We start from the raw sequence: 13,404 nt of genomic DNA on the forward strand, positions 1-13,404 counted from the left end.
ACCGCTGCTTTTTTTTGCCTTGCCTTCGCGTTAATCGCCCGACTGCGCATCCTGTCATAGTCAACAGCGGAAGGATGATGTCGTGCTTATCTTATTAGGTTACCTGGTGGTTATCGGTACAGTTTTCGGCGGTTATGTCATGACCGGCGGACACCTTGGGGCACTCTATCAACCTGCTGAACTGGTCATCATTGGCGGCGCGGGGATAGGGGCGTTCATTGTCGGCAACAACGGGAAGGCCATCAAAGGCACGATGAAAGCGATCCCGTTGTTATTTCGTCGTTCGAAATACACAAAATCTATGTACATGGATTTGCTGGCGTTGCTCTATCGCCTGATGGCCAAATCACGCCAGCAGGGGATGTTCTCCCTTGAACGCGATATTGAAAATCCGAAAGAGAGTGAAATCTTCGCCAGTTATCCGCGTATTCTGGCCGATGCGGTAATGCTTGATTTTATTGTCGATTATCTGCGCCTGATCATCAGCGGCAACATGAATACGTTCGAAATTGAAGCGTTGATGGATGAAGAGATTGAAACCCATGAAAGCGAGGCGGAAGTCCCGGCCAACAGTCTGGCGATGGTGGGGGATTCGCTGCCTGCCTTTGGTATCGTCGCGGCGGTAATGGGGGTGGTTCACGCTCTGGCTTCAGCCGATCGTCCGGCAGCGGAGTTGGGGGCGCTGATTGCCCATGCCATGGTAGGTACGTTCCTCGGTATTTTACTGGCTTATGGATTCATTTCACCGTTAGCGACCGTTTTGCGCCAGAAGAGCGCCGAAACCACCAAGATGATGCAGTGCGTAAAAATTACACTGCTGTCTAATCTGAACGGCTATGCGCCGCCGATTGCCGTGGAATTTGGACGTAAAACGCTTTATTCCAGTGAGCGTCCATCATTTATTGAGTTGGAAGAACACGTTCGCGCAGTGAGAAACCCAAACCAGCAGCAGACGACTGAGGAAGCATGAAAAATCAGGCTCATCCCATTGTCGTCGTAAAACGCCGCAGGCACAAACCGCACGGCGGCGGGGCGCACGGTTCCTGGAAAATTGCCTACGCCGATTTTATGACGGCGATGATGGCTTTTTTTCTGGTGATGTGGCTGATTTCCATCTCCAGCCCTAAAGAATTAATTCAGATTGCCGAATATTTTCGTACGCCGTTGGCCACCGCGGTAACGGGGGGAAATCGGATTGCCAATAGCGAGAGCCCGATACCAGGCGGCGGCGATGATTACACCCAACAGCAGGGTGAAGTGGAAAAGCAGCCGAATATCGACGAGCTGAAAAAACGGATGGAGCAGAGTCGCTTAAACAAACTACGTGGCGATCTGGATCAACTGATCGAATCCGATCCCAAACTGCGCGCGTTACGTCCGCATCTGAAAATTGATTTGGTTCAGGAGGGGTTGCGCATCCAGATTATCGACAGCCAGAACCGCCCGATGTTTAAAACCGGCAGCGCCGAAGTTGAGCCGTATATGCGCGATATCCTGCGTGCGATTGCGCCAGTATTAAACGGTATACCTAATCGCATTAGCCTGGCCGGCCATACCGATGACTTTCCCTATGCGAACGGCGAAAAAGGCTATAGCAACTGGGAGTTATCCGCCGATCGCGCCAATGCCTCGCGTCGCGAACTGGTCGCTGGCGGGCTGGATAACGGAAAAGTATTACGGGTGGTTGGCATGGCCGCCACGATGCGGCTGAGCGATCGCGGTCCTGATGACGCCATCAACCGCCGTATAAGCCTGCTGGTGTTAAACAAACAGGCGGAACAGGCCATTTTGCATGAAAACGCTGAAAGCCAGAATGAGCCGGTAAGTGTATTACAACAGCCTGCGGCAGCCCCGCCGGCAAGCGTACCCACATCGCCAAAAGCGGAACCGAGGTGATAGCGTGAGCATGGATATTAGCGATTTTTATCAGACATTTTTTGATGAAGCTGACGAGCTGTTGGCTGATATGGAGCAGCATCTGCTGGATTTGGTGCCGGAATCCCCGGACGCTGAACAACTGAACGCCATTTTTCGCGCGGCGCACTCCATTAAAGGCGGCGCGGGCACATTCGGCTTCACTATTCTGCAGGAAACCACGCATTTAATGGAAAACCTGCTGGATGAAGCCCGACGCGGTGAAATGCAGCTCAATACCGACATTATCAACCTGTTTTTGGAAACGAAAGATATTATGCAGGAACAGCTCGACGCCTATAAAAACTCCGAAGAGCCGGATGCCGCAAGCTTCGAATATATCTGCAATGCGCTACGCCAGTTGGCGCTGGAGGCGAAAGGCGAAACCACGCCGGCGGTCGTAGAAACCGCGGCACTAAGCGCGGCGATCCAGGAAGAGAGCGTAGCCGAAACCGAATCGCCTCGTGACGAGAGTAAACTGCGCATTGTACTTTCACGGTTGAAAGCCAATGAGGTCGATCTGCTTGAAGAAGAGTTGGGCAATCTGGCTACTCTGACGGATGTCGTTAAGGGGGCGGATTCACTGTCGGCAACTCTGGATGGCAGCGTCGCGGAAGATGACATTGTCGCGGTGCTCTGTTTTGTCATTGAGGCCGATCAGATCGCTTTTGAAAAAGTGGTCGCCGCGCCGGTTGAAAAAGCGCAAGAGAAAACCGAGGTAGCACCGGTAGCGCCTCCGGCAGTTGTTGCGCCAGCCGCCAAAAGCGCGGCCCATGAACATCATGCGGGGCGCGAAAAACCTGCGCGTGAACGCGAGTCCACCAGCATTCGCGTGGCGGTAGAGAAAGTGGATCAGCTCATAAACCTGGTCGGCGAGTTAGTGATTACCCAGTCAATGTTGGCCCAGCGTTCTAACGAGCTGGACCCGGTAAACCACGGCGATCTCATTACCAGTATGGGTCAGTTACAACGTAACGCCCGCGACTTACAAGAGTCGGTGATGTCGATTCGTATGATGCCTATGGAGTACGTCTTCAGCCGTTTCCCGCGTCTGGTACGCGATTTAGCAGGCAAACTGGGCAAGCAGGTAGAGCTGACGCTGGTGGGGAGCTCCACTGAACTTGATAAAAGCCTGATCGAACGCATTATCGACCCGCTGACGCACCTGGTGCGCAACAGTCTCGACCACGGGATTGAAATGCCGGAAAAACGCCTTGAGGCGGGGAAAAATGTTGTCGGCAATCTGATCCTTTCCGCAGAACATCAGGGCGGGAATATTTGTATTGAAGTGACCGATGACGGCGCGGGGCTTAACCGTGAGCGTATCCTGGCGAAGGCCATGTCGCAGGGGATGGCGGTGAATGAAAACATGACCGACGATGAAGTAGGCATGTTGATCTTCGCGCCGGGATTCTCAACTGCGGAACAGGTCACGGATGTCTCCGGTCGCGGCGTTGGCATGGATGTAGTGAAACGTAACATTCAGGAGATGGGCGGTCACGTTGAGATCCAGTCAAAACAAGGCTCCGGCACCACGATTCGTATTCTGCTGCCGCTGACGCTGGCCATCCTCGATGGGATGTCGGTTCGCGTGGCGGGGGAAGTTTTTATCCTGCCGTTGAATGCGGTGATGGAGTCGCTGCAACCGCGTGAAGAGGATCTTCATCCGCTGGCGGGCGGCGAACGGGTTCTGGAAGTTCGCGGCGAGTATTTGCCGCTGGTCGAATTGTGGAAAGTGTTTGACGTGGACGGGGCGAAAACCGAAGCCACGCAGGGCATTGTTGTGATCCTGCAAAGCGCGGGACGCCGTTACGCGCTGCTGGTCGATCAGCTCATCGGTCAGCACCAGGTGGTGGTCAAAAATCTGGAAAGCAATTATCGCAAGGTACCGGGGATTTCCGCCGCGACGATCCTGGGCGACGGCAGCGTCGCGCTGATTGTTGATGTTTCCGCATTGCAGGGTTTAAACCGCGAACAACGTATGGCGATCACAGCCGCCTGATTGAGTGAGAAGGGAATAATATGACCGGTATGAGTAATGTAAGCAAACTGGCCGGCGAGCCGTCAGGTCAGGAATTCCTGGTGTTTACACTGGGAAATGAAGAGTACGGCATCGATATCCTGAAAGTGCAGGAGATCCGTGGCTATGACCAGGTGACGCGCATCGCCAATACACCGGCCTTTATAAAAGGGGTGACTAACCTGCGCGGCGTGATTGTACCCATTGTCGATCTGCGCGTGAAATTCTGCGAAGGCGACGTTGAGTATGATGACAATACGGTAGTGATCGTACTGAATCTGGGGCAACGTGTCGTCGGGATAGTGGTAGACGGCGTGTCTGACGTACTGTCGTTAACGGCGGAACAGATCCGTCCGGCGCCAGAATTTGCCGTGACCTTGTCAACAGAATATTTGACGGGATTGGGCGCGCTCGGCGAGCGTATGCTGATTCTGGTGAATATCGAAAAACTGCTTAACAGCGAAGAGATGGCGCTGCTGGATATCGCAGCATCACACGTCGCGTAATAACGTTGCCGGATGGCGTCGCGCCATCCGGCAATATTCACCGTTATGCTTCCGCCAGCGGTGAGAGTGCCTGTTCATCGCCCGCGCCCAGCCCCTGCATTTTGCGCCGATATCGCCGCTGCGACACTGTTATTGTCAATATCGTCTTCCGGAACAGCGTATTTCCTTTTTGCAAAAGTAAAGTTATCACCGCAGGTGCCGATAACGTTGATAACTCGTTATCAGGAAGGTGCCTTATGTTTAACCGTATCCGCGTTGTCACAATGCTGATGATGGTGCTGGGGGTTTTCGCACTGCTACAGCTTGTTTCCGGTGGTTTGCTGTTTTCTTCACTACAGCATAACCAGCAAGGTTTTGTTATTTCTAACGAATTACGTCAGCAACAAAGCGAACTCACGTCGACATGGGACTTAATGCTGCAAACGCGCATTAACCTGAGCCGCTCCGCCGCACGCATGATGATGGACGCTTCTAACCAGCAGAGCAGCGCCAAAACGGATTTACTCCAGAATGCAAAAACGACCCTCGCACAGGCGGCGGCGCACTACGCCAATTTCAAAAACATGACGCCATTGCCAGCGATGGCGGAGGCCAGCGCGAACGTCGATGAAAAATATCAGCGCTATCAGGCCGCATTAGCCGAACTTATTCAGTTTCTGGACAATGGCAATATGGATGCCTACTTCGCCCAGCCAACCCAGGGAATGCAAAACGCGTTGGGCGAGGCGCTGGGCAATTACGCCCGGGTGAGCGAAAACCTGTACCGCCAGACATTTGATCAAAGCGCTCATGACTACCGTTTTGCGCAATGGCAACTGGGGGGGCTTGCGGTCGTGCTGGTGCTGATTTTGATGGTGGTTTGGTTCGGCATTCGTCATGCCTTGCTTAACCCATTAGCGCGAGTGATTACTCATATCCGTGAAATTGCCAGCGGCGATCTGACGAAAACGCTCACCGTCTCAGGACGTAATGAAATTGGCGAACTGGCGGGAACGGTTGAACATATGCAACGCTCGCTGATTGACACCGTGACGCAGGTTCGTGAAGGTTCGGATGCGATTTATTCCGGCACCAGTGAAATTGCCGCCGGTAATACCGACCTCTCTTCCCGTACCGAACAACAAGCCTCCGCTCTGGAGGAGACGGCGGCCAGCATGGAACAACTGACGGCCACCGTGAAGCAAAACGCCGATAATGCCCGTCAGGCTTCGCAACTGGCGCAAAGCGCCTCCGAGACCGCGCGTCATGGCGGCAAAGTGGTCGACGGCGTAGTAAACACTATGCACGAAATTGCCGACAGTTCGAAAAAAATCGCTGACATTATCAGCGTTATCGACGGTATTGCCTTCCAGACTAACATTCTGGCGCTGAACGCGGCGGTAGAAGCGGCGCGCGCGGGAGAGCAGGGGCGCGGTTTTGCGGTCGTGGCAGGCGAGGTGCGTAATCTGGCCAGCCGCAGCGCCCAGGCGGCGAAAGAAATAAAAGCGTTGATTGAAGATTCCGTCTCGCGTGTCGATACCGGTTCAGTGCTGGTGGAAAGCGCCGGGGAAACCATGACTGACATCGTCAATGCCGTTACGCGCGTCACGGATATCATGGGCGAAATCACCTCCGCCTCGGATGAGCAAAGCCGGGGTATCGATCAGGTCGCTTTGGCCGTTTCCGAAATGGATCGCGTAACGCAACAGAACGCCTCGCTGGTTCAGGAATCCGCAGCGGCCGCCGCCGCGCTGGAAGAGCAGGCCAGCCGTCTGACCCAGGCGGTATCGGCTTTCCGCCTGGCATCGCGACCGCTGGCGGTAAATAAACCTGAGATGCGTTTATCAGCGGACGCTCAGTCCGGCAATACGCCGCGGCCCTTAGCCGCCGGGGATGATGCGAACTGGGAAACCTTCTGATCGACGTGCGCTGTCGGTTCTCGATTAATTTGCGAACCCGCCGATCCCTTTCGTCTGGTTCGCATAGATAAAAGCAAAAAATGTGTAATACGGGAAGCATGGCGCTGCCGCAGGGCGCGCCCGTTGTACTTTGAATGTGATTAAGAAGGCGCTATGACATCATCTCTGCCCTCCGGGCAAACGTCAGTATTGTTACAGATGACACAGCGCCTCGCGCTGTCCGACGCGCATTTTCGTCGGATATGTCAATTAATCTACCAGCGTGCAGGGATCGTGCTGGCTGACCATAAGCGGGATATGGTTTATAACCGCCTGGTCCGTCGGCTGCGTGCCCTGGGACTGGATGATTTTGGCCGTTATCTCAGTATGCTGGAGGCTAATCAAAACAGCGCTGAGTGGCAGGCTTTTATCAACGCTCTGACTACCAACCTGACCGCTTTTTTTCGCGAGGCGCACCATTTTCCCATCCTTGCGGAACATGCGCGTCGCCGCCACGGCGAGTACCGCGTCTGGAGTGCGGCGGCATCGACAGGAGAAGAACCTTACAGTATCGCCATTACGCTGGCGGATGCGTTGGGGATGGCCCCCGGTCGCTGGAAAGTATTCGCCAGCGATATTGATACTGAAGTGCTGGAAAAAGCGAGAAGCGGTATTTATCGCCTCAGCGAACTGAAAACGTTATCGCCGCAGCAGCTACAACGTTACTTCATGCGCGGTACGGGGCCGCATGAAGGACTGGTGCGCGTGCGTCAGGAACTGGCCAGTTATGTTGAATTTTCCTCCGTTAATTTGTTGGAAAAGCAGTACAACGTACCCGGTCCCTTTGACGCGATTTTTTGCCGTAACGTCATGATCTATTTTGATAAAACGACTCAGGAGGACATTCTGCGCCGTTTTGTTCCACTCCTTAAACCTGACGGACTGTTGTTTGCCGGTCACTCAGAAAACTTTAGCAACCTCGTGCGCGAGTTTAGCCTGCGCGGACAGACGGTGTATGCGCTAAGTAAGGATAAAGCATGAGTAAAATCAGGGTATTGTCAGTTGATGATTCCGCGCTAATGCGCCAAATCATGACTGAAATTATTAATAGCCATAGCGATATGGAGATGGTGGCGACTGCGCCGGACCCGTTGGTCGCCAGGGATCTCATCAAAAAATTTAATCCGGACGTATTGACCCTGGACGTTGAGATGCCGCGTATGGACGGCCTCGATTTTCTGGAAAAACTGATGCGCCTGCGACCGATGCCGGTGGTGATGGTCTCTTCGCTGACCGGGAAAGGTTCCGAAGTGACGCTACGGGCGCTGGAGTTGGGGGCCATCGATTTTGTCACTAAACCGCAGCTTGGCATTCGTGAAGGTATGCTGGCGTATAGCGAGATGATCGCCGAAAAAGTGCGTACCGCCGCGCGGGCCCGCATCGCCGCACATAAACCGATGGCGGCCCCGACAACCTTAAAAGCCGGTCCGCTGCTCAGTTCGGAAAAACTGATTGCTATCGGCGCTTCAACGGGCGGTACTGAAGCTATCCGACATGTGCTGCAACCGCTGCCGCTTTCCAGTCCGGCAGTGATTATTACGCAGCATATGCCGCCTGGCTTTACCCGCTCGTTTGCCGAGCGTCTGAATAAACTCTGTCAAATCAGCGTGAAGGAGGCGGAGGACGGCGAACGCGTATTGCCAGGTCATGCCTACATTGCGCCCGGCGACAAGCATATGGAGCTGGCGCGTAGCGGGGCGAATTATCAAATCAAAATTCATGATGGCCCGCCGGTAAACCGACATCGGCCTTCCGTGGATGTGCTGTTTCATTCGGTGGCGAAACACGCGGGGCGCAACGCCGTAGGCGTCATTCTTACGGGGATGGGCAACGATGGCGCCGCTGGAATGTTAGCGATGTACCAGGCTGGCGCCTGGACCATTGCGCAAAACGAAGCAAGTTGTGTGGTGTTCGGCATGCCGCGCGAGGCCATCAATATGGGTGGCGTAAGCGAAGTGGTCGATCTTAGCCAGGTAAGCCAGCAGATGCTGGCGAAAATCAGTGCCGGACAGGCGATACGTATTTGAACCAGGAGTAGTATTTTATGGCGGATAAAGAGCTTAAATTTTTGGTTGTGGATGACTTTTCGACCATGCGTCGTATCGTGCGCAACCTCTTAAAAGAGCTTGGATTTAACAATGTGGAAGAGGCCGAAGACGGCGTCGATGCGCTGAACAAGCTCCAGGCGGGCGGCTTTGGTTTTATTATCTCCGACTGGAACATGCCGAATATGGATGGCCTGGAGCTGCTGAAAACCATTCGCGCCGATAGCGCCATGTCGGCGTTACCCGTGTTGATGGTCACGGCGGAAGCCAAGAAAGAGAATATTATCGCCGCCGCACAGGCTGGCGCCAGCGGTTATGTCGTAAAACCGTTCACCGCAGCGACTCTGGAAGAGAAGCTCAACAAAATCTTTGAGAAACTGGGCATGTGAGGATGCGATGATGATGCAACCATCTATCAAGCCTGCTGATGAAGGCTCAGCAGGAGACATCATTGCGCGCATCGGTAGTCTGACCCGAATGCTGCGCGACAGCCTGCGTGAACTGGGGCTGGACCAGGCGATTGCCGAAGCGGCGGAGGCGATCCCTGATGCGCGCGACCGTCTGGATTACGTCGTCCAGATGACGGCGCAGGCGGCGGAACGCGCGCTAAACAGTGTCGAAGCTTCGCAGCCGCATCAGGATGCGATGGAAAAAGAGGCGAAAGCGCTAACCCAACGTTGGGACGAGTGGTTTGACAATCCGATCGAGCTTTCCGACGCCCGTGAACTGGTGACGGATACGCGCCAGTTTCTCAGGGATGTCCCGGGCCATACTAGTTTTACTAACGCGCAACTGCTGGACATCATGATGGCGCAGGATTTCCAGGATCTGACGGGTCAGGTGATCAAACGCATGATGGACGTGATTCAGGAGATTGAGCGCCAGTTGTTAATGGTGCTGCTGGAAAACATCCCGGAACAGAGCGCGCGACCAAAACGCGAGAACGAAAGCTTGCTCAACGGCCCGCAGGTGGATACCTCGAAAGCTGGCGTCGTCGCCAGTCAGGATCAGGTGGACGACCTGCTGGACAGTCTTGGCTTTTAAGCTTTTTTGACCTGATGGCGCGGCGCTTATCGGGTCCGAATCCGTCAACCCGGCCGGATACGAGACTTTCTTATCGTATCCGGCTATCTCTATTAACGCCATAAACCCCGCCTTTTTTACCGCTTACTCTGCCCATTGGCGTAAAGCGGTTCTGGCATCATTCTCGCTTATCAATCTATCCAGGGTTTGCTGCGTGGCAGAAGAGAGCGACGACGACAAAACAGAAGCCCCCACACCCCACCGACTTGAAAAAGCGCGGGAAGAAGGGCAGATCCCCCGTTCCAGAGAACTGACCTCACTGCTGATATTGCTGGTGGGCGTTTGTATTATTTGGTTCGGCGGCGAGTCGTTAGCGCGGCAGCTGGCGGGAATGCTCTCAGCAGGCCTGCACTTCGATCACCGTATGGTAAACGATCCTAACCTGATCCTGGGGCAGATAATTTTGCTGATTAAAGCGGCGATGATGGCACTGCTACCGCTCATCGCGGGCGTGGTGCTGGTGGCGCTTATCTCGCCGGTTATGCTTGGCGGCCTGATTTTTAGCGGTAAGTCGCTACAGCCAAAATTTTCTAAATTAAACCCGCTGCCGGGAATTAAGCGCATGTTTTCGGCGCAGACCGGCGCGGAACTGCTAAAAGCGGTGTTGAAATCCACGCTGGTCGGCTGCGTTACCGGCTTTTATCTCTGGCATCACTGGCCACAAATGATGCGCCTGATGGCGGAGTCGCCGATCGTCGCAATGGGGAATGCGCTGGATCTGGTTGGACTCTGCGCGTTACTGGTGGTACTGGGCGTGATTCCGATGGTGGGATTTGACGTGTTTTTCCAGATCTTTAGCCACCTGAAAAAATTACGCATGTCGCGGCAGGACATTCGCGACGAATTTAAAGAGAGCGAAGGCGATCCGCATGTTAAGGGCAAAATTCGCCAGATGCAACGCGCCGCCGCGCAGCGCCGCATGATGGAAGATGTGCCGAAAGCGGACGTCATTGTCACTAACCCGACGCACTATTCCGTGGCGCTGCAGTATGACGAAAACAAAATGAGCGCGCCGAAAGTGGTCGCGAAGGGGGCTGGATTAATAGCGCTGCGCATTCGCGAGATCGGCGCTGAACATCGGGTTCCCACTTTAGAAGCGCCGCCGCTGGCGCGGGCACTATATCGCCACGCCGAAATTGGTCAGCAAATTCCCGGGCAGTTATATGCTGCCGTTGCGGAAGTGTTGGCCTGGGTCTGGCAGCTTAAACGCTGGCGGCTTGCGGGCGGGCAACGTCCTCCACAACCTGAGAACCTTCCGGTGCCAGAAGCGCTGGATTTTATGAACGAGAAGAATACTGATGGCTAATCTGGTCGCGATGCTGCGCCTGCCCAGCAACCTGAAATCGACGCAATGGCAAATTCTTGCCGGGCCGATCCTCATTCTGCTGATTTTGTCGATGATGGTGCTGCCGCTACCTGCTTTTATCCTCGACTTATTGTTTACCTTTAATATTGCGCTATCAATTATGGTGCTGCTGGTGGCGATGTTTACCCAGCGCACTCTGGATTTTGCCGCGTTTCCGACCATCCTGCTGTTTACCACGCTACTGCGTCTGGCGCTTAACGTAGCCTCAACGCGCATTATTTTGATGGAAGGGCATACCGGCGCGGCGGCGGCGGGAAAGGTGGTGGAGGCGTTCGGTCATTTCCTGGTCGGCGGTAACTTCGCGATCGGGATTGTGGTTTTTATCATCCTCGTCATTATCAACTTCATGGTCATCACCAAAGGCGCCGGACGTATTGCCGAAGTCGGCGCGCGCTTTGTGCTGGACGGTATGCCCGGTAAGCAAATGGCGATTGACGCCGATCTTAATGCCGGTCTGATTGGTGAAGACGAGGCCAAAAAACGGCGTTCGGAAGTCACTCAGGAAGCCGACTTCTACGGCTCGATGGACGGGGCAAGTAAATTTGTGCGCGGCGACGCCATCGCCGGTATTCTCATCATGGTCATTAACGTGGTCGGCGGGCTGCTGGTCGGCGTATTGCAGCACGGAATGAGCATGGGCAGCGCGGCGGAAAGCTACACCCTGCTGACCATTGGCGACGGCCTGGTCGCCCAGATCCCGGCGCTGGTTATCTCCACGGCGGCGGGCGTCATTGTGACCCGCGTCAGTACCGATCAGGATGTAGGCGAGCAGATGGTTGGCCAACTGTTCAGTAATCCAAGGGTGATGCTGCTGGCAGCGGCGGTGCTGGGGCTGCTTGGCATGGTGCCAGGAATGCCTAACCTGGTATTTTTACTTTTTACCGCCGCTTTGCTCGGCCTGGCATGGTGGCTGCGCGGGCGTGAAGAAAAAGCGCCAGAGGAGCCGCAGCCGGTAAAAATGCCGGAAAATAACTCGGTGGTCGAAGCCACCTGGAATGACGTACAGCTTGAGGATTCACTGGGAATGGAAGTGGGTTACCGCCTGATCCCGATGGTGGATTTTCAACAGGATGGCGAATTGCTCGGACGTATTCGCAGTATTCGTAAAAAATTCGCGCAGGATATGGGGTTCCTGCCGCCGGTGGTCCACATTCGCGACAATATGGATTTACAGCCTGCGCGCTACCGTATTTTGATGAAAGGGGTAGAGATTGGCAGCGGGGACGCCTATCCGGGACGTTGGCTGGCTATTAACCCCGGCACGGCGGCGGGAACGCTACCGGGCGAGAAAACCGTCGATCCAGCTTTTGGCCTTGATGCCATCTGGATTGAAAGCGCCCTGAAAGAGCAGGCGCAAATTCAGGGCTTTACCGTTGTTGAAGCCAGTACCGTTGTGGCGACGCACCTTAACCACTTGATTGGCCAATTCTCCGCCGAACTGTTTGGCCGCCAGGAAGCGCAGCAACTGTTGGATCGTGTCTCTCAGGAGATGCCTAAACTCACGGAAGATCTGGTCCCCGGCGTCGTGACCCTCACGACTTTACACAAAGTCCTGCAAAACTTACTGGCGGAAAAAGTCCCGATTCGCGATATGCGCACCATTCTGGAAACGCTGGCGGAACATGCGCCGTTACAAAGCGATCCGCATGAATTAACCGCCGTGGTACGCGTGGCATTAGGACGAGCGATTACGCAACAGTGGTTCCCCGGTAATGAAGAAGTGCAGGTGATTGGCCTGGATACCGCGCTGGAGCGTTTGCTGCTTCAGGCATTGCAGGGCGGCGGCGGTCTTGAGCCTGGGTTGGCGGATCGCCTGCTGGCGCAGACGCAAGAGGCGCTTTCTCGCCAGGAAATGCTTGGCGCGCCGCCGGTATTACTGGTTAACCATGCGCTACGTCCATTATTGTCCCGCTTTTTGCGGCGCAGTTTACCGCAGCTGGTGGTGTTGTCGAACCTTGAGCTTTCCGATAACCGTCATATCCGCATGACGGCGACCATTGGAGGAAAATAATGCGTAAATGGCTGGCGTTGTTGCTCTTTCCCCTGACGGTTCAGGCCGCAGGCGAAGGCGCGTGGCAGGATAGCGGTATGGGTGTAACCTTAAATTACCGGGGTGTTTCCGCATCGTCTTCGCCATTGTCGGCGCGTCAGCCGGTTTCCGGTGTGATGACGCTGGTCGCCTGGCGTTATGAACTGAATGGCCCGACCCCCGCAGGATTACGGGTACGTTTATGTTCCCAGTCCCGTTGCGTAGAACTTGATGGTCAGAGTGGCACGACCCACGGTTTTGCTCATGTTCCCGCAGTCGAGCCGCTCCGCTTTGTCTGGGAAGTCCCCGGCGGCGGCCGACTTATCCCGGCGTTAAAAGTGCGGAGCAATCAGGTGATTGTGAACTACCGCTAACCGCCCCTTTCTTTGCCAGGTAGCAGACCTGACTCTCTTTTTGAATAAATAGAAACGCTGTTTTATAAAATGGTGAGGTAGGTTGCCGGACTCTTTGCGTTTTTGCCATTTACGCTCTGGTAATGGCAGA

12 protein-coding genes are annotated in these 13,404 nt (G+C 54.7%); all 12 read left to right on the forward strand.

Annotation, left to right across the window (positions count from 1 at the left end):
• Positions 1–82: 82 nt before the first annotated feature.
• The 12 genes from motA to flhe all read left to right on the forward strand — a co-directional run bounded on the left by motA (position 83) and on the right by flhe (position 13,274).
• Positions 83–970 (forward strand): flagellar motor stator protein MotA, encoded by an 888-nt coding sequence (gene motA, locus ACLJR2_RS17985; RefSeq protein WP_000906312.1) that lies wholly within the window; start codon positions 83–85, stop codon positions 968–970.
• Positions 967–1,896 (forward strand): flagellar motor protein MotB, encoded by a 930-nt coding sequence (gene motB / locus ACLJR2_RS17990; protein WP_000795653.1) that lies wholly within the window; start codon positions 967–969, stop codon positions 1,894–1,896. The genes motA and motB overlap by 4 nt, the downstream gene beginning before the upstream one ends.
• A 4-nt stretch (positions 1,897–1,900) precedes the next feature.
• Positions 1,901–3,916, forward strand: a complete 2,016-nt coding sequence (gene cheA, locus ACLJR2_RS17995; protein ID WP_000061302.1) for a chemotaxis protein CheA — start codon at positions 1,901–1,903, stop codon at positions 3,914–3,916.
• Between the two features lie 20 nt (positions 3,917–3,936).
• On the forward strand, positions 3,937–4,440 hold the full coding sequence (gene cheW / locus ACLJR2_RS18000) for a chemotaxis protein CheW (RefSeq protein WP_000147295.1): 504 nt from the start codon (positions 3,937–3,939) through the stop codon (positions 4,438–4,440).
• Positions 4,441–4,676: 236 nt separating this feature from the next.
• On the forward strand, positions 4,677–6,338 hold the full coding sequence (gene tar / locus ACLJR2_RS18005) for a methyl-accepting chemotaxis protein II (RefSeq protein ID WP_001534363.1): 1,662 nt from the start codon (positions 4,677–4,679) through the stop codon (positions 6,336–6,338).
• 153 nt (positions 6,339–6,491) lie between these two features.
• Positions 6,492–7,358, forward strand: coding sequence for a protein-glutamate O-methyltransferase CheR (cheR, locus tag ACLJR2_RS18010; protein ID WP_000204363.1), 867 nt, complete (start codon positions 6,492–6,494; stop codon positions 7,356–7,358).
• A complete protein-coding gene (cheB, locus tag ACLJR2_RS18015; protein WP_000036392.1) occupies positions 7,355–8,404 on the forward strand; it encodes a protein-glutamate methylesterase/protein glutamine deamidase in 1,050 nt (349 codons plus the stop codon). Before cheR ends, cheB begins: the two co-directional genes overlap by 4 nt.
• 17 nt (positions 8,405–8,421) lie before the next feature.
• Positions 8,422–8,811: a chemotaxis response regulator CheY gene (cheY, locus tag ACLJR2_RS18020; RefSeq protein ID WP_000763861.1), complete on the forward strand. Its 390-nt coding sequence runs from the start codon at positions 8,422–8,424 to the stop codon at positions 8,809–8,811.
• A gap of 10 nt (positions 8,812–8,821) precedes the next feature.
• Complete coding sequence (gene cheZ, locus ACLJR2_RS18025; RefSeq protein WP_000983586.1) at positions 8,822–9,466, forward strand: protein phosphatase CheZ; 645 nt, start codon at positions 8,822–8,824, stop codon at positions 9,464–9,466.
• A gap of 193 nt (positions 9,467–9,659) precedes the next feature.
• Positions 9,660–10,811, forward strand: a complete 1,152-nt coding sequence (gene flhB, locus ACLJR2_RS18030; protein WP_000797081.1) for a flagellar biosynthesis protein FlhB — start codon at positions 9,660–9,662, stop codon at positions 10,809–10,811.
• Complete coding sequence (gene flhA, locus ACLJR2_RS18035; protein WP_000002392.1) at positions 10,804–12,882, forward strand: flagellar biosynthesis protein FlhA; 2,079 nt, start codon at positions 10,804–10,806, stop codon at positions 12,880–12,882. Before flhB ends, flhA begins: the two co-directional genes overlap by 8 nt.
• Positions 12,882–13,274 (forward strand): flagellar protein FlhE, encoded by a 393-nt coding sequence (gene flhe, locus ACLJR2_RS18040; protein WP_001233619.1) that lies wholly within the window; start codon positions 12,882–12,884, stop codon positions 13,272–13,274. Before flhA ends, flhe begins: the two co-directional genes overlap by 1 nt.
• Positions 13,275–13,404 lie beyond the last annotated feature (130 nt).

The organism is Salmonella sp. SAL03688 (genome assembly GCF_046551895.1).
GTDB classification, from domain to species: domain Bacteria; phylum Pseudomonadota; class Gammaproteobacteria; order Enterobacterales; family Enterobacteriaceae; genus Salmonella; species Salmonella enterica.